General features: G+C 68.6%; 14 protein-coding genes. 6 read left to right on the top strand and 8 right to left on the bottom strand.

Annotated features, from left to right (window positions below; all coding sequences use genetic code 11):
- The first annotated feature begins 14 nt into the window (after nt 1–14).
- The gene (locus AC1DGW_RS07025) at nt 15–1283 is read left to right on the top strand and encodes a threonine/serine exporter family protein (RefSeq protein ID WP_478020969.1); all 1269 of its coding nucleotides are present in this window, start codon (nt 15–17) and stop codon (nt 1281–1283) included.
- 156 nt (nt 1284–1439) lie between these two features.
- Here the strand turns inward: AC1DGW_RS07025 and AC1DGW_RS07020 are convergent, their stop codons facing one another.
- The 3 genes from AC1DGW_RS07020 to AC1DGW_RS07010 all read right to left on the bottom strand — a co-directional run bounded on the left by AC1DGW_RS07020 (nt 1440) and on the right by AC1DGW_RS07010 (nt 4282).
- Nucleotides 1440–1811 (bottom strand): H-NS histone family protein, encoded by a 372-nt coding sequence (locus AC1DGW_RS07020; protein WP_478020967.1) that lies wholly within the window; start codon nt 1809–1811, stop codon nt 1440–1442.
- Between the two features lie 272 nt (nt 1812–2083).
- Entirely contained in the window at nt 2084–3778 is a 1695-nt protein-coding gene (locus AC1DGW_RS07015) for a proline--tRNA ligase (RefSeq protein WP_478020965.1), read from the bottom strand.
- Between the two features lie 123 nt (nt 3779–3901).
- Nucleotides 3902–4282, bottom strand: a complete 381-nt coding sequence (locus tag AC1DGW_RS07010) for a DUF4124 domain-containing protein (RefSeq protein WP_478020962.1) — start codon at nt 4280–4282, stop codon at nt 3902–3904.
- A gap of 82 nt (nt 4283–4364) precedes the next feature.
- Here AC1DGW_RS07010 and pssA point away from each other — a divergent pair, with 82 nt between their 5' ends.
- The 3 genes from pssA to rimI are packed head-to-tail and all read left to right on the top strand — an operon-like array spanning nt 4365 to nt 6099.
- A complete protein-coding gene (pssA, locus tag AC1DGW_RS07005) occupies nt 4365–5144 on the top strand; it encodes a CDP-diacylglycerol--serine O-phosphatidyltransferase (protein ID WP_478020960.1) in 780 nt (259 codons plus the stop codon).
- Between the two features lie 56 nt (nt 5145–5200).
- Entirely contained in the window at nt 5201–5605 is a 405-nt protein-coding gene (locus AC1DGW_RS07000; RefSeq protein WP_478021485.1) for an alanine acetyltransferase, read from the top strand.
- Nucleotides 5602–6099 (top strand): ribosomal protein S18-alanine N-acetyltransferase, encoded by a 498-nt coding sequence (rimI, locus tag AC1DGW_RS06995; RefSeq protein WP_478020958.1) that lies wholly within the window; start codon nt 5602–5604, stop codon nt 6097–6099. The genes AC1DGW_RS07000 and rimI overlap by 4 nt, the downstream gene beginning before the upstream one ends.
- A gap of 15 nt (nt 6100–6114) precedes the next feature.
- Here rimI and AC1DGW_RS06990 read toward each other — a convergent pair whose 3' ends face one another.
- The 5 genes from AC1DGW_RS06990 to AC1DGW_RS06970 all read right to left on the bottom strand — a co-directional run bounded on the left by AC1DGW_RS06990 (nt 6115) and on the right by AC1DGW_RS06970 (nt 11577).
- Nucleotides 6115–6402, bottom strand: a complete 288-nt coding sequence (locus AC1DGW_RS06990) for a hypothetical protein (RefSeq protein WP_478020956.1) — start codon at nt 6400–6402, stop codon at nt 6115–6117.
- 85 nt (nt 6403–6487) lie between these two features.
- On the bottom strand, nt 6488–9313 hold the full coding sequence (locus AC1DGW_RS06985) for a valine--tRNA ligase (RefSeq protein ID WP_478020954.1): 2826 nt from the start codon (nt 9311–9313) through the stop codon (nt 6488–6490).
- Between the two features lie 32 nt (nt 9314–9345).
- Nucleotides 9346–9546: a YqaE/Pmp3 family membrane protein gene (locus tag AC1DGW_RS06980; RefSeq protein ID WP_478020952.1), complete on the bottom strand. Its 201-nt coding sequence runs from the start codon at nt 9544–9546 to the stop codon at nt 9346–9348.
- Between the two features lie 12 nt (nt 9547–9558).
- The gene (locus tag AC1DGW_RS06975) at nt 9559–9984 is read right to left on the bottom strand and encodes a DNA polymerase III subunit chi (protein WP_478020949.1); all 426 of its coding nucleotides are present in this window, start codon (nt 9982–9984) and stop codon (nt 9559–9561) included.
- 105 nt (nt 9985–10089) lie between these two features.
- A complete protein-coding gene (locus tag AC1DGW_RS06970) occupies nt 10090–11577 on the bottom strand; it encodes a leucyl aminopeptidase (protein ID WP_478020947.1) in 1488 nt (495 codons plus the stop codon).
- A 105-nt stretch (nt 11578–11682) separates the two neighbouring features.
- Here AC1DGW_RS06970 and lptF point away from each other — a divergent pair, with 105 nt between their 5' ends.
- The gene (gene lptF / locus AC1DGW_RS06965; protein ID WP_478020945.1) at nt 11683–12765 is read left to right on the top strand and encodes an LPS export ABC transporter permease LptF; all 1083 of its coding nucleotides are present in this window, start codon (nt 11683–11685) and stop codon (nt 12763–12765) included.
- Nucleotides 12762–13868, top strand: a complete 1107-nt coding sequence (gene lptG / locus AC1DGW_RS06960) for an LPS export ABC transporter permease LptG (protein ID WP_478020943.1) — start codon at nt 12762–12764, stop codon at nt 13866–13868. The genes lptF and lptG overlap by 4 nt, the downstream gene beginning before the upstream one ends.
- The last annotated feature ends 173 nt before the right edge of the window (nt 13869–14041 follow it).

Genomic DNA, 14041 nt, shown 5'->3' with positions numbered 1-14041 from the left:
TGATACTAATGCGCATGTCCGCCGAATCCATCGCCCCCGTTTCCATCGCCCCCGGCCGCGCCACCTATGCGCAGCGCGTGGCCTTCGTCACGGAGATCGCGGGCCGCCTGCACAGCTACGGCACCACCGCGCAGCGGCTGGAGGCGGCGGTGGTCGCGCTGTCGCAGCGGCTGGACCTGGATTGCGAGCCCTGGTCCAACCCGACCGGCATCATCCTCAGTTTCAGCGATCCGACCCAGGCGATCGGTTCCAGCGACATCACCCGCGTGATCCGCCTGGACCCCGGCAGCAACGACCTGCACAAACTGACCCTGGCCGACCAGATCGCCGACGCGGTGGCCGGCGGGCAGATGAGCATCGCCCAGGGCCATACCGCGCTGCGCCAGCTCGACAAGGCCCCCACCTGGCGCGACAACGCGCAGATGCTGCTGTCCTTCTGCCTGGGGTCGGCGGGCGTGGCCGGCATGTGGCGGCTGCCGTGGCTGGATGTCGTCACCGCCGGTTTCACCGGCCTGCTGATCGGGCTGATGCTGTTCTATACCGACCGCCGCGTCGCCACCCGCGAAGCCAGCGATGCGCTGGCCGCGCTGCTGGCCGGATTCGTCGCGGTATTGGTGGCGACCTTCATCGGCCCGTTGAACCAGAACTCGGTGATCATCGCCTCGCTGGTGGTATTGCTGCCCGGCATGGCATTGACCAACGCGGTCAACGAACTGGCCAGCCAGCACTGGGTATCGGGCACGGCGCGTTTCGCCGGCGCGCTGACCACGATCATGAAACTGACGGTGGGCGCGATGATCGCGGTGACGATCACCGGCCTGATCGGCCTGGAGCCGCTGGTGCGCGCCTCGCGCCCGCAGCCGGAATGGGTGGAGTGGGGCTCGGTGATGCTGGCCGCGTTCGCCTTCGCGATGCTGTTCCGGGCCTCGCGCCGGGATTACCCGTGGGTGATGGCCGCTTCGTTGGCCGGTTATGCCATCTCCCGCTATGGCGGGCAGCAGTGGGGCGGACCGGCGGGGATATTCCTGGCGGCGATGATGCTGACCGCCGCCGGCAATCTGTTCGGCCGGCTGGCGCAGCGGCCGGGCGCGATCATCCGCCTGCCGGGCATCATCATGCTGGTGCCCGGCAGCATCAGCCTGCGCGGCGTATTGAGCCTGATCCAGCAGCAGAGCGTGAACGCCGGCGAATCGGCGCTGCTGACCGTACTCAACGTGGTGATGGCGCTGGTGGCGGGCCTGCTGTTCGGCAACCTGCTGGTACCGGCACGGAAGAATCTTTGAGGCAGGAACTGGTAGGCAAGAACCAGGAACTGGTGAAGGCAGGGGCATTTACCGCAGGCTGCTTCCGTTCTTCATGGTTCCTTCTCTTTCCTCTTTTCCGAAAAAGAAAACGCCGGCAACCGCCGGCGTTTTCGTTGCAGCCTGTTCCTGTCCAGGTCACTTCTGGATCAGGAAATCCTCGACCTTGCGGCCGCCCGAGGTGTACTCGGCCAGCCAGCGCGGCTGCTTGCCGCGGCCGGTCCAGGTGTTGGCGGCATTGGCCGGATCACGATACTTCGGCGCGACCTTCACGCCCTTGTTCGCGCTCTTTGCCGGAGCCTTGGCGGCGCGCGGGGCACGGCTGGCCTTGGGGGCGCCGGCGCCGAACAGTTCTTCGATGCTGTAACCGGCCTTTTGCGCGGCCTTGACCAGCTGGGCGCGGACCTTGGTGATGGGCTGGCGCTTGGCGACAACGGTCTTGCGCTTCTGTGCGTCGCGGATCAGGGAGGCCAGCTCTTTGGCCGACAGACCGCTCAGGTCAATACTCATCAATAGCTACTCCGGATAATGGGGTGGGTATCGCCGATCCGTGGCAGCACGACGAAGCATACCGGCTGCTTTACGGAAACGGCAAACAATAATGTGCGCTGGATATTATTTCCATGAGAAAAGGCCGGGGTTTTGCCCCGGCCTTTTCCATGACACACATCTGGCCGCCATGGATGGCGGGAATGCCGGTTTTGCAGGAGCAAAAACCGGCCCGGCGTCACCCTCCGGGCGGCTTTGCCGTGAAAAACGGCTGTCCTGCTGCTTTTTTCATGTCACCCGGCGATTTTCTGCAGCAGCCCGGCCTTGTCCAGGTTCTCGGCCTCGCTGGCCGAACGGGCCCGGTATTCATAGGTGCCCGCGGCCAGGCCGCGTTCGGACACCACGATGCGGTGCGGGATGCCGATCAGTTCCATGTCGGCGAACATCGCGCCCGGGCGCAGGCCGCGGTCGTCCAGCGCCGCGTCGATGCCGGCGGCCTGCAGGTCGGCCAGCAGCGCCTCGGCGGCGGCGGTGACGGCCGCATCCTGCTTCGGGTTGATCATGCACACCACCGCCTGCCACGGTGCCATCGCTACCGGCCAGACGATGCCGGCCTCGTCGTGGTTCTGTTCGATGGCGGCGGCGACGATGCGTGATACGCCGATGCCATAGCAGCCCATCGCCATCACCGCGGCCTTGCCGTTCTCGTCCAGCACCGTGGCCTTGAGCGCCTCGGCATACTTGCGGCCGAGCTGGAACACATGGCCGACCTCGATGCCGCGCGCGATCTTCAGCTCGCCGCCGTCGTGGGCGCGGTCGCCGGCCACCACGTTGCGGATGTCGGCCACTTCCGGTTCGGCCAGGTCGCGGCCCCAGTTCACACCGGCGATGTGGAAACTCTTTTCATTGGCGCCGACGACGAAGTCGGCCATTGCCGCCACCTCGCGGTCGGCGACGATGCGGATGGCCTTGCGCGGATCCAGCGGGCCGAGGAAACCCGGTTCGCTGCCGAGGTATTCGGCGATTTCCGCTTCGCTGGCCATGCGGTGGTCGGCCAGGCCGGCCACCTTGGCCAGCTTGATCTCGTTGACCTCGTGGTCACCGCGCACCAGAGCCAGCACGAATTCGCCGTCGCCGGTCATCACCGCCACCGACTTGACCGTGCGCGCCAGCGCGATGCCCAGCAGCGCGGCGACTTCCTCGCAGGTCTTCTGCGTCGGGGTTTCGACCTTGCGCAGCGCCTCGGTCGCAGCACCGCGCGGCGCCGGGTCGGCGGCGATGGCGGCCTCGACGTTGGCGGCGTAATCAGAGCCGGTGGAGAACACCAGCGCGTCCTCGCCCGAATCGGCGATCACGTGGAATTCCTGCGAGGCGTCACCGCCGATGGCGCCCGAGTCAGCCTGCACCGCGCGGAACTCCAGCCCCAGGCGGGTGAAGATGCGGGTGTAGGCGGCCTTCATGTTCTCGTACTCGGCCACCAGGCTGGCATCGTCCAGATGGAAGGAATAGGCGTCCTTCATCAGGAATTCGCGCGCGCGCATCACGCCGAAGCGCGGGCGGATCTCGTCGCGGAACTTGGTCTGCACCTGGTAGAAATTGACCGGCAGCTGCTTGTAGCTGGACAGCTCCTGGCGCGCGAAGTCGGTGATCGCTTCCTCGGCCGTGGGGCTGTAGCAGTATTCCTGCTCCTTGCGGTCCTTGATCTTCAGCAGCTGGCCGCCGAACTTCTCCCAGCGCCCGGTCTCTTCCCACAGCTCCTTCGGCTGGATGGTCGGCAACTGCAGTTCCACCGCGCCGGCGCGGTTCATTTCCTCGCGGACGATGCCTTCCACCTTGCGCAGCACGCGCAGGCCCAGCGGCGACCAGGTGTACAGGCCCGAGGCCAGCTTGCGGATCATGCCCGCGCGCAGCATCAGCTTGTGGCTGACCAGCTCGGCGTCGGCGGGGGTTTCCTTGGTGGTGTGCAGGTGGAAGCGGGAAAGGCGCATGGGGAGGCTTCACGGAACGGCGGACCGTCTATTTTGCCAGAAGCCCCGGCCGGGCATGGGCGTCCCGCCGCGGCTGCCCCGGCCTGCCCGGACGATGCGATATGCCGGCGGCAGGCCCTGCTGCTATTTGCAGTAAACCGCCGCGGCTGCTTCGGCCAGCTGTTTCTGCGCCGCCCGCTGGCTGTCGTCCAGCGGGGTATCGGGTTTGCCGTCGCCATCGGTGTCCTGCATCACCGGGCCGCTGCCGGACAGCAGGTCCAGATTGCGCCGTGCCGAGGCACATTGCGGGGATACGTCGGTCTTGTCCGGCTCGGCCGCGGCCACCGGCTCGCCGGAGGCGGTGATGCGGCGGGTTTCGTACTTCTGCCCGGCCGGGGGGCGCTCCGAATACTGGGTCACGCCGTTGGCGTCCTTCCACTTGTACAGGTTGCCGGTGCCGGCAGCGGCGCCGTGGGCGGCGCTGGCCAGTACCAGCAGGCAGCAGAAACGGGGCAGGGCGCGCATGGCGACTCCGGTCGCTTGGACGGGGTGAGGGTCCGATTGCAGCACCCGGTGACGCGGCTGGCAAGTCGATTAAACTGGCCGCATGGACGAAACGAGACCCCCGCCGCGTTCGCGCAGCATCTACCTGCTGCCGAACCTGTTCACCACCGCCGGGCTGTTCGCCGGCTTCTACGCCATCATCGCCGCCTCCAACGGCGACTTCGTCAACGCGAGCATCGCGGTGTTCGTGGCCGGGGTCATGGACGGGCTGGACGGGCGCGTGGCGCGCCTGACCGGCACCAGCAGCGAGTTCGGCGTGCAGTACGACTCGCTGGCCGACCTGGTCAGCTTCGGCATGGCGCCGGCGCTGGTGATGTACCACTGGTCACTGTCCTCGCTGAAGTTCGACGGCGACGTGATGGGACGCGTCGGCTGGCTGGCGGCCTTCCTCTATGCGGCCTGCGCGGCGCTGCGCCTGGCGCGGTTCAACACCCAGGTGGGGACGGTGGACAAGCGCTGGTTCGTGGGCCTGGCCAGTCCGGCGGCGGCGGGGCTGATGATGTCCTTCGTCTGGGCCTTCGCCGATGGCAACCTGGGCTGGAGCGGCGAGGAACTGCGCTACGTGGCGCTGGCGGTGGCCATCGTCGCCGGCCTGCTGATGGTCAGCCGCATCCGCTTCTGGAGCTTCAAGGGCGGCGCCGAGAAAGGCCCGCGTTCGGAGCGCGTGCCGTTCGTGGTGCTGGCGCTGGTGCCGATCGTCATCGCCATCATGGTGGTTGACCTGCCGCGCACTCTGTTCGTGGTCGGCGTGCTGTATGCACTGTCCGGACCGGCGATGTGGCTGTGGCAGCGTTGGCGCCAGCCGGCCAGCAAGGTGCAGTGAACACCGCCGCGTCCACGCCGTTGTGGTCGCCGCAGCAGCAGGCATGGCTGCAGGCGATGGGCTATTCGGTCTATCTGGAAGGCGGCGCGCTGGACGCGCCGCTGCCGCAGGCGGTGACGCGCGCCGCGATGCCGGCCGCGGCCGATGTCGAGGCCTCGACCGCGCCGGTGCCGGGGCCCACGCGCATGGCGCCGCCGCCACGCCGCGAGGCTCCCGCGCGGACACCGCCCGATGCGCCGGCCACCGCGCCGGAAGCCCGGCCGGCAGCGCGTCGTGGCGGACTGCGCCTGCCCGACCGCCTGCAGATCGCGCTGCTGCGCGCATCCGGCTGCAATCCCAACGATCCGCAGACCCGCGCGCTGATGGACAGCTGGCCGCTGGCTGAGCTGCGCGCCAATCCCGCCGCCAAGCGCGCGCTGTGGCCGCAACTGCGCGAACTGCGGCGGAAGCAGCGGCAATGAGCGCGGTGGCGGCGATGCCGGCCCCCGTGCTGCGCCCGATGCACGAGGGCGACCTGGACGCGGTGATGGAGATCGAGCTGCGCGCCTATCCCTTCCCGTGGACCCGCGGCATCTTCCAGGACTGCCTGCGCGCCGGCTATCCGGGGCGCGTGCTGGTAGGGGACACCAGCCTGCTCGGCTATGGGCTGCTGAGCATCGCCGCCGACGAGGCGCACGTGCTCAATGTCTGCGTCGATCCGCTGCGCCAGTCGCGCGGGCTCGGGCGGCGCCTGCTGCGCGACCTGGTGCGGTTGGCGCGGCAGCATGGCGCGGCGCGGGTGTTCCTGGAGGTGCGGCCGTCCAATACATCGGCCATCGCGCTGTACCACAGCGAGGGCTTCAACGAGATCGGCCGCCGCCCGCGCTACTACCCGGCCGGGAGCGGGCGCGAGGATGCGCTGGTGATGGCGATGGAACTGGTGGACGAGGACATCGCCCGCATGCCGCCGCTGTAAGGCGCGCGGTCCGGTTCAGCCGGGTCGCCGCAGGACCGCGCCGGCCACGATGAGCGCCGCGACCAGGGCGTAGCAGCCGACCTGCAGCACGGCCGATGCCGCCAGCCATGGCCAGCTTGCCGGTGCCGGTGCCGGTGCCGGAAGCGGCAGCCGCGGCAATGCCAGCGCGGAAAGGGCGGCGGCCCAGCCGGTGGCCACGATCGTGGTCAGCAGCGTGTCGCCGCCGGGTTTGACGATGGCGTTCCAGCGGGCATGCAGCAGGGGGGCACAGCACGGCGCAGAAGATCGCCGGCGACATCGCATGCCCGTGTTGCGGTGGAGGTGCCCAGGATGGCCGCAAATGGAAACGCCGCCCGCAGGCGGCGCTTCCATTGCCGAAACGGCAGGTTTACAGCTTGGCGCGCTGCTCCTGCAGGCCGGCCAGCTGGCTGTTCCAGTCGGCCAGGCGCACGCGCTCCTGCTCGACCACCGCCGCCGGCACCTTGTCGGTGAACTTCGACAGCTTGGTTTCGCTCTTTTCCTTCTCCGCCGACACGCGGGCGATTTCCTTGTCCAGGCGCGCGCGCTCGGCATCCAGGTCGACCAGGCCTTCCAGCGGCACCAGCAGCTTCAGCTCGCCGACGATGGCGGCGGCCGCCGGCGGCGTCTGCGCATCGCCGGCCAGCCAGTCGATGCTTTCCAGCTTGAGCAGGAAGCGCAGCTGCGAGGCGAAGCGTTCGACGCGGGCGCGGTCGGCGTCCTGGCCGCCCTGCAGCAGCAGGCGCACCTGCTTCGACGGCGGCACGTTCAACTCGCTGCGCACGCGGCGCAGGGCGCTGACCATGGTCTTGAACCATTCCACGTCGGCCTCGGCCTGCGCGTAGTGGCCGGCAAACTCTTCCGCCGTCGGGTACGCACGCAGCGACAGCGACTCGGCATTGATGCCAAGACGCGGTGCCACCTGCTGCCACAGCTGCTCGGTGACGAACGGGATCAGCGGGTGCAGCAGGCGCAGCACCGCTTCCAGCACGTACAGCAGGGTGTGGCGGGTGCTTTCGGCATCCGCCGCATCGCTGCCATTGAGTGCCGGTTTGGTCAGCTCCAGGAACCAGTCGCAGAACTCGTTCCAGACGAACTCGTAAAGGCACTGCGCCAGCAGGTCGAAGCGATAGTCGGCGAAGTGCTGCTGGGCCTCGGCCGAAACGGTGGCCAGGCGGGCGAGGATCCACTTCTCGGCATCGGTGCGCGGCTGCGGCACGCCGCTGAAGCGCGACCCCTCGGTGTTCATCAGGGTGAAGCGGCTGGCATTCCACAGCTTGTTGCAGAAGTTCTTGTAGCCCTCGGCGCGGCTCATGTCGAACTTGATGTCGCGGCCATGGGTGGCCAGCGCGGCGATGGTGAAGCGCAGCGCGTCGGCGCCGTGGGCGATGATGCCGTCCGGGAATTCCCTGCGGGTGGCCTTCTCGATCTTCTCGGCCATCTTCGGCTGCATCAGGCCATGCGTGCGCTTGGCGACCAGGTCGTCGATGCTGATTCCGTCGATGATGTCCAGCGGGTCGAGCACGTTGCCCTTGGACTTGGACATCTTCTGGCCCTGCGCATCGCGGATCAGGCCGGTGATGTAGACGTCCTTGAACGGGATCTGCCCGGTGAAGCTGTCGGTGGCCATGATCATGCGCGCCACCCAGAAGAAGATGATGTCGAAGCCGGTGATCAGCACGTTCGACGGCAGGTAGCGCTCGAAGCCGCGCGCGGCCATGGCCGCGTCATCCGGCCAGCCCAGCGTGGAGAACGGCCACAGCTGCGAGGAGAACCAGGTCTCCAGCACGTCGCTGTCCTGGGTCAGCACCACATCGTCGCCCAGACCGGCCTTGGCACGGGCTTCGGCTTCGTTGCGGCCGACGTAGCAGTTGCCCGCTTCGTCGAACCATGCCGGGATGCGGTGGCCCCACCACAGCTGGCGGCTGATGCACCAGTCCTGGATGTTCTCCATCCAGTGGCGGTAGGTGTTGATCCAGTTGCCCGGCACGAACTTGATGGAGCCGTTCTCCACAAGCTCCAGGCCGCGCCTGGCCAGCCCGTCCATCTTCACGAACCACTGGTCGGTCAGATACGGCTCGATCACCTGGCCGGTACGGTCGCCGCGCGGCACCTGCAGCTTGTGTGCCTTGGTCTCGACCAGGATGCCCAGGTCTTCCAGCTCGGACAGGATCAGCTTGCGCGCTTCGTAGCGGTCCAGCCCGCGGTACTTCTCCGGCGCGTTCTCGTTGAGCGCGGCCACCGGAGTGAACAGGTTGATCATCGGCAGGCCGTGGCGCACGCCGACCTGGTAGTCGTTGAAGTCGTGCGCCGGGGTGACCTTGACCACGCCGGTGCCGAACGCCTTGTCCACGTAGTCGTCGGCGATCACCGGCACGCTGCGTCCGGTCAGGGGCAGGGTCACGCGCTTGCCGATCAGGTGGGCGTAACGCGCGTCTTCCGGGTGCACCATCACCGCGGTGTCGCCCAGCAGGGTTTCCGGGCGGGTGGTGGCCACGACCAGGTAGTGGCGGGTTTCGCGCAGGGTTTCGTTGCCGTCGGCGTCGACCTCGACGTGCTCGTAGCTGGCGCCGTCTTCCAGCGCGTAGGCGATCGACCACAGGAAGCCGTCTTCCTCGACGCTTTCCACCTCCAGGTCGGAAATGGCGGTCTTCAGCACCGGGTCCCAGTTGACCAGGCGCTGGCCGCGGTAGATCAGGCCCTGCCCGTGCCAGCGGATGAACGATTCGATCACCGCCTCGCTCGGGCCCGGGTCCATGGTGAAGGTGCTGCGCGACCAGTCGGCCGAGGTGCCGAGGCGGCGCATCTGGCCTTCGATCACGTTGCCCGAGTGCGCCTTCCACTCCCACACCTTGTCGATGAAGCCGTCGCGGCCCAGCGAGTCGCGGGTTTCGCCCTTGCCTTCCAGCGCGAGGTTGCGGCTGACCACCATTTCGGTGGCGATGCCGGCGTGGTCGGTGCCGACCTGCCACAGCGTGTCGTAGCCGCGCATGCGGTGGTAGCGGATCAGCGCGTCCATCAGCGTCTGCTGGAACGCGTGGCCCATGTGCAGGGTGCCGGTGACGTTCGGCGGCGGCAGCAGGATGGTGTAGGGCTCGCCCTTGCCGGACGGCTTGAAATGGCCGGCTTTTTCCCACGCATCGTAGAGCGCGGTTTCGAAGGATCTGGGGTCGTAGCTGGAGGCGAGTTGGGTCATGCGGGGAAACCGGGTGGAAGGCGGGGAGGGGATCAGCGGAACGCGCCGGTTTTCAGCGCGCGCCGGATCTTCTGGTCGGTGTGGTACTGGCTGACCGCATAGGCGGCCCAGATCGCGGCGGGCACCCAGCCGATCAAGGTGATCTGCAGGATCAGGCAGACGATGCCGGAGATCGGCCGGCCGATGGTGAAGAAGGCCAGCCACGGCAGGAGGAGGGCGATGAGCAGGCGCATGGGTGTCGTCCTTTACATGTCGTGCTTGTTGAGCGCGTAACCGGCGGCCTTGTACTGGCGCCAGCGCTCGCGCAGCGGTTCGCGCGCGGCCGGGTCGGCCGGCACCACCTCCAGCACCCGCTCGCAGCCGCCCAGCCAAGGCTCGTCGCGCAGGTTGATCACCAGCGGCCGTTCCGGCGCGTCGGCGCCGGGCGCGGCGATCAGCACGATGGCTTCTTCCTCGTCCACGTCCTCGCCGACGATCTGGTGCGGGATGTAGGCGTCCGGGTCGAACGACCACAGCAGCTCGTCCAGTTCCTCGGCCTGCGCCGCGTCGCGCGCCAGCACCAGCGTGTACTGGCTGCTGTCGTTGGCCTTGCGCGCCAGTTCGCACACCAGCTTCAGCGGCTCGGTGAGGAAACGGGGCTTGGCGATCAGGTAGAAGTCGGCGCGGGTCAAGGCGGTGAACCGGTAGGGAGGAAGAGGGAAGGGCGGTGCAGAAGCGGGGCTGGGGAACCGGCGCGGGGAACTTTCATTCCCCGCTTCCCGTTCCCTTTCCCGGCTTCAGGCCACCCGATCCAGCAGCCACTGCGTCAGCAGGCCCACCGGGCGGCCGGTGGCCATGCCGCGCTTGCCTTCGTCGCTGGCCACGCCGGCGATGTCCAGGTGTGCCCAGCGCTGTCCTTCGGCGAAGCGCGACAGGAAGCAACCGGCGGTGATGGCGCCGGCCCAGCGGCCGCCGATGTTGTAGACGTCGGCGAAGCTGGAATCCAGCATCGGCTGGTACTCGTCCCACAGCGGCAGGCGCCAGGCGCGGTCGAACACCTGCTCACCGGCGACCAGCAGTTCGCCCGCCAGGTCGTCGTGCTTGCTCATCAGGCCGGCGGTCTGGTGGCCCAGGGCGACCATGCAGGCGCCGGTCAGGGTGGCGACGTCGACCAGCGCGGCCGGTTCGAAGCGCTGCGCGTAGGTCAGCGCATCGCACAGGATCAGGCGGCCTTCGGCGTCGGTGTTGCCGACTTCGATGGTCTTGCCCGACATCGAAGTGATCACGTCGGACGGGCGGTAGGCGTTGCCGTCGATGGCGTTCTCCACCGCAGGCACCACCACCACCAGGTTCAGCGGCAGCTTCGCCTTCACGGCCGCGACGAAGGTGCCGATGACGTTGGCGCCGCCGCACATGTCGTACTTCATCTCCTCGATGCCGCCCTGGGTCTTCAGGTTGACGCCGCCGGTGTCGAAGGTGATGCCCTTGCCGACCAGCACGTAGGGCTTGGCGGCGGCGCCGTCGGCTTGCGGCAGGCCCGTCCACTTCAGCACCACCAGCTTCGGCCGGTTGGCCGAGCCACGGGCCACGGCCAGCAGCGAGCCCATGCCGAGGGCTTCCATCTGCTGTTCGTCGAGGATCTCGGCCTGCGCGCCCTCGTGTTCGGCAGCGAACTTGACCGAGCTTTCGGCCAGGTAGGCCGGCGTGCACAGGTTCGGCGGCAGATTGCCCAGCTCACGGGCGTATTCGACGCCGGCGGCGATGGCCTGGCCCTGGGCCAGCGCGGTCTCGTCGCTGCCGCTGATCGACAGGGTTTCCAGGCCCGGGGCGTCGGGCTTCTTCTTGCCCAGGGTGGCGGTATAGCGATAGCTGGCATGGTTGGCGGCGATCACGGCCTGGCGGATGTTCCAGGCGGCGTCGCGGCCCGCAACGATCAGCTCGGACAGGGTGAACAGCGCGCTGCGGGTGACCCCGCTGCGGAGCGCGCGCGCGGCGTCGCCCACCGCCTTGATGTACTGCGGCACGCCGAACTTGGCGGCATCGCCCAGGCCGACCACCAGCACGCGCGGCGCGGCCACGCCGGCCAGGTCGTGCAGCAGGGTGGTGTTGCCGGTCTTGCCACCGATGTCGCCGCGCTCCATCAGCGCCGCGATGCGGCCGCCGGAGGCGGCGTCCAGCACCTGCGCCGCCGGGGACAGCGACTTGTCGGAGAAGGCGCCAACGATGACGCAGTCGACCGCGGCGGTGGCCGGGGCGGCGTGGTTCAGGGTGAATTGCAGAGACATTGATCAGATTCCATTGCCAAATCCGTACAATCGCGGACTGTTTCCACCCTTCCAGACCGGCCGGGCGCGCCGCGAACGAAACCGGGAGTTTAAACCACCCACCCCATGGCGAAGCTTGACCGCTACCTGCTGAGCGACTTCATCCAGAGCTTCCTGGCGACCCTGACCGTGCTGCTGGTGGTGAGCGTGGGCGGGGTACTGGTGGACATCCTGGGCCGGATCGCCGATGGCCGCATGCCGGCCGGCCTGCTGCTGTCGCAACTGGGCCTGCAGTTCATCGTCTACCTGCCCATCATCCTGCCGCTGGCCCTGCTGCTGGGGCTGTCGCTGGCCATCGCCCGGCTCTACCGGGATTCGGAGATGGCGGTGCTGACCGCGGTAGGGGTCGGCCCGCGGCGCCTGCTGCGGCCGGTGCTGATGCTGGTGGTGCCGGTGGTGGCCGTGGTCGGGGCCTGCTCGCTGTGGCTGGGCCCCTGGGCCAACCGCACCGCCGACGCGATGGTCGAGGCCGCCAGCCGCAGCGTGGTGGTGGCCGGGCTGGAGCCGGGCAAGTTCACCCAGCTCTCCGGCGGCGGCATCGTCTACCTGTCCTCGCTCAACGAGGACGGCACGAAAATGGGCAAGGTGTTCATCCAGCGCCAGAAGGACGGGCGCATCGACGTGGTCTCGGCCAACAGCGGCGCGATGTTCTTCGAGGGCGAGCGCCAGCGTTTCCTGCGGCTGGAGGACGGCCACCGCGTCGAGGGCCCGGAGAATGGCGGGCTGGACTACCGCCTGATGCGCTACGCCAGCAACGAGGTGGCGCTGCCCGACCGCGACGAACCGCGCGGGCAGGACGATCCCGAGGTGCTGCCGACCCTGACCCTGCTCGGTGACGACCGGCGCGAGGCGCAGGCGCAGCTGCACTGGCGCATCACCCCGCCGTTGCTGGCGCTGGCCTTCGCCCTGCTGGCCCTGCCGCTGTCGCGCAGCACGCCGCGGCAGCAGCGCTACGGAAGCATCATGCTGGCCTTCCTGGGCTATGTGGTGGGCATCAGCCTGATGATCAGCGGCCGGCAATGGCTGGGCACTGGCAAGCTGCCGGCCGCGCTGGGCATGTGGTGGCTGACCGTGCCGCTGCTCGCGCTGGCGCTCTGGATGTACTTCCGTGATGGCCGCCTGTCACGCCGCAAGGGAGCGCGCGCATGATGCTGCGCCCGCGCATCCACGATTTCTACGTCGGCCGCACCGTGCTGTTCACGGTGCTGCTGGCCTGGGCGGTGCTGACCGGCCTGGACGCGATGCTGTCGCTGTCCGGCGAGGCCAAGAACATCGGCACCGGCAGCTATAGCTTCGGCCATGCCGTCGCCTGGACCGCCTACACCCTGCCACGCCGCGCCTACACGCTGTTCCCGATGGCCGCGGTGATCGGCGCGCTGATGGGGCTGGGCCAACTGGCCGCGACCTCGGAACTGACCGCCCTGCGCGCGGTCGGCCTGTCGCGGCGCCGCATCGCGCTGTCGGTGGCCATCGCGCTGTCGCTGCTGACCGCGATGATGGTGGTCAACGGCGAAACGCTGGCGCCGTGGGCGCAGGAGAAGGCCGATGCGCTGAAGGCCAGCGCCAAGTTCAACACCGACATGGCCGTGGCCCGCTATTCCGGCCTGTGGGCGCGCGAGGGCGATACCTTCCTCAACGCGCAGAGCGGCGAGGAACAACTCACCGACGAAGGCGGGACGCGCCTGCTGCTGCACGACGTGCGCCTGTACCGGCTGGATGCCGGCGGCCGCCTGGCAAGCCTGACCTACGCGGTCACCGCGCGCCACGACACCGATGGCTGGACCCTGGAGCAGGTGCGGCGCGACACCTTCGGCGAGCGCTCCGCCACCCGCCAGACGGTCGCCAGCGAGCGCTGGGATTCGGCCCTGGACGCGGCCGCGCTGGCCTCCGGCCTGGCCAAGCCGCGCAGCCTGACCGCCGCCGAACTGCGCACCAGCATCGAGTACCGCAAGCGCAACGGCCTGGATGCGCGCGACTACGAGGACACCTACTGGAGCCGCTGGTTCTACCCGGTGAACGTGCTGGCGCTGTGCCTGGCGGCGGTGCCGTTCGCCTTCGGCTCGCTGCGCAGCGGCGGCATGGGCAAGCGCCTGTTCCTGGGCATGCTGTTCGCGCTGGGCTTCCTGCTGCTGCAGATGTTCTTCGGGCGCATGGCCGGCGCGCTCAAGTTCGATTACCGCATTGCCTACGCGCTGCCGCCGATCGTGATGCTGGCGGTGTCCGGCTGGCTGTTCAAACGCCGCTCCAGCTGACCCCACGCTCCCGGGGAGCAGAAGCTGGAGCGCCCCCTGGTGCGCGATGGAGCCCTGCCGGGAATGCCTGTCGCGCACCAAGGCCCCTACGGTCTGGGTATGCGCACCAGCCGCGTGTTGCTCAGGCGGTCATGCCGCGCCGCGGGAAGCCGGACGAACCTGTCTGTCTGCCG

The organism is Stenotrophomonas sp. 05N423 (assembly GCF_056397145.1).
The sequence above is the reverse complement of the archived record's forward strand: the minus strand, read 5'-3'. Positions and strand labels throughout refer to the sequence as shown.

Excerpts from the sequence above, each read along its gene's own strand:
- AC1DGW_RS07025 (WP_478020969.1), top strand. The coding sequence starts at position 15 with ATGTCCGCCGAATCCATCGCCCCCGTTTCCATCGCCCCCGGCCGCGCC.
- AC1DGW_RS07020 (WP_478020967.1), bottom strand. The coding sequence starts at position 1,811 with ATGAGTATTGACCTGAGCGGTCTGTCGGCCAAAGAGCTGGCCTCCCTG.
- AC1DGW_RS07015 (WP_478020965.1), bottom strand. The coding sequence starts at position 3,778 with ATGCGCCTTTCCCGCTTCCACCTGCACACCACCAAGGAAACCCCCGCC.
- AC1DGW_RS07010 (WP_478020962.1), bottom strand. The coding sequence starts at position 4,282 with ATGCGCGCCCTGCCCCGTTTCTGCTGCCTGCTGGTACTGGCCAGCGCC.
- pssA (WP_478020960.1), top strand. The coding sequence starts at position 4,365 with ATGGACGAAACGAGACCCCCGCCGCGTTCGCGCAGCATCTACCTGCTG.
- AC1DGW_RS07000 (WP_478021485.1), top strand. The coding sequence starts at position 5,201 with ATGGGCTATTCGGTCTATCTGGAAGGCGGCGCGCTGGACGCGCCGCTG.
- rimI (WP_478020958.1), top strand. The coding sequence starts at position 5,602 with ATGAGCGCGGTGGCGGCGATGCCGGCCCCCGTGCTGCGCCCGATGCAC.
- AC1DGW_RS06990 (WP_478020956.1), bottom strand. The coding sequence starts at position 6,402 with ATGCGATGTCGCCGGCGATCTTCTGCGCCGTGCTGTGCCCCCCTGCTG.
- AC1DGW_RS06985 (WP_478020954.1), bottom strand. The coding sequence starts at position 9,313 with ATGACCCAACTCGCCTCCAGCTACGACCCCAGATCCTTCGAAACCGCG.
- AC1DGW_RS06980 (WP_478020952.1), bottom strand. The coding sequence starts at position 9,546 with ATGCGCCTGCTCATCGCCCTCCTCCTGCCGTGGCTGGCCTTCTTCACC.
- AC1DGW_RS06970 (WP_478020947.1), bottom strand. The coding sequence starts at position 11,577 with ATGTCTCTGCAATTCACCCTGAACCACGCCGCCCCGGCCACCGCCGCG.
- lptF (WP_478020945.1), top strand. The coding sequence starts at position 11,683 with ATGGCGAAGCTTGACCGCTACCTGCTGAGCGACTTCATCCAGAGCTTC.
- lptG (WP_478020943.1), top strand. The coding sequence starts at position 12,762 with ATGATGCTGCGCCCGCGCATCCACGATTTCTACGTCGGCCGCACCGTG.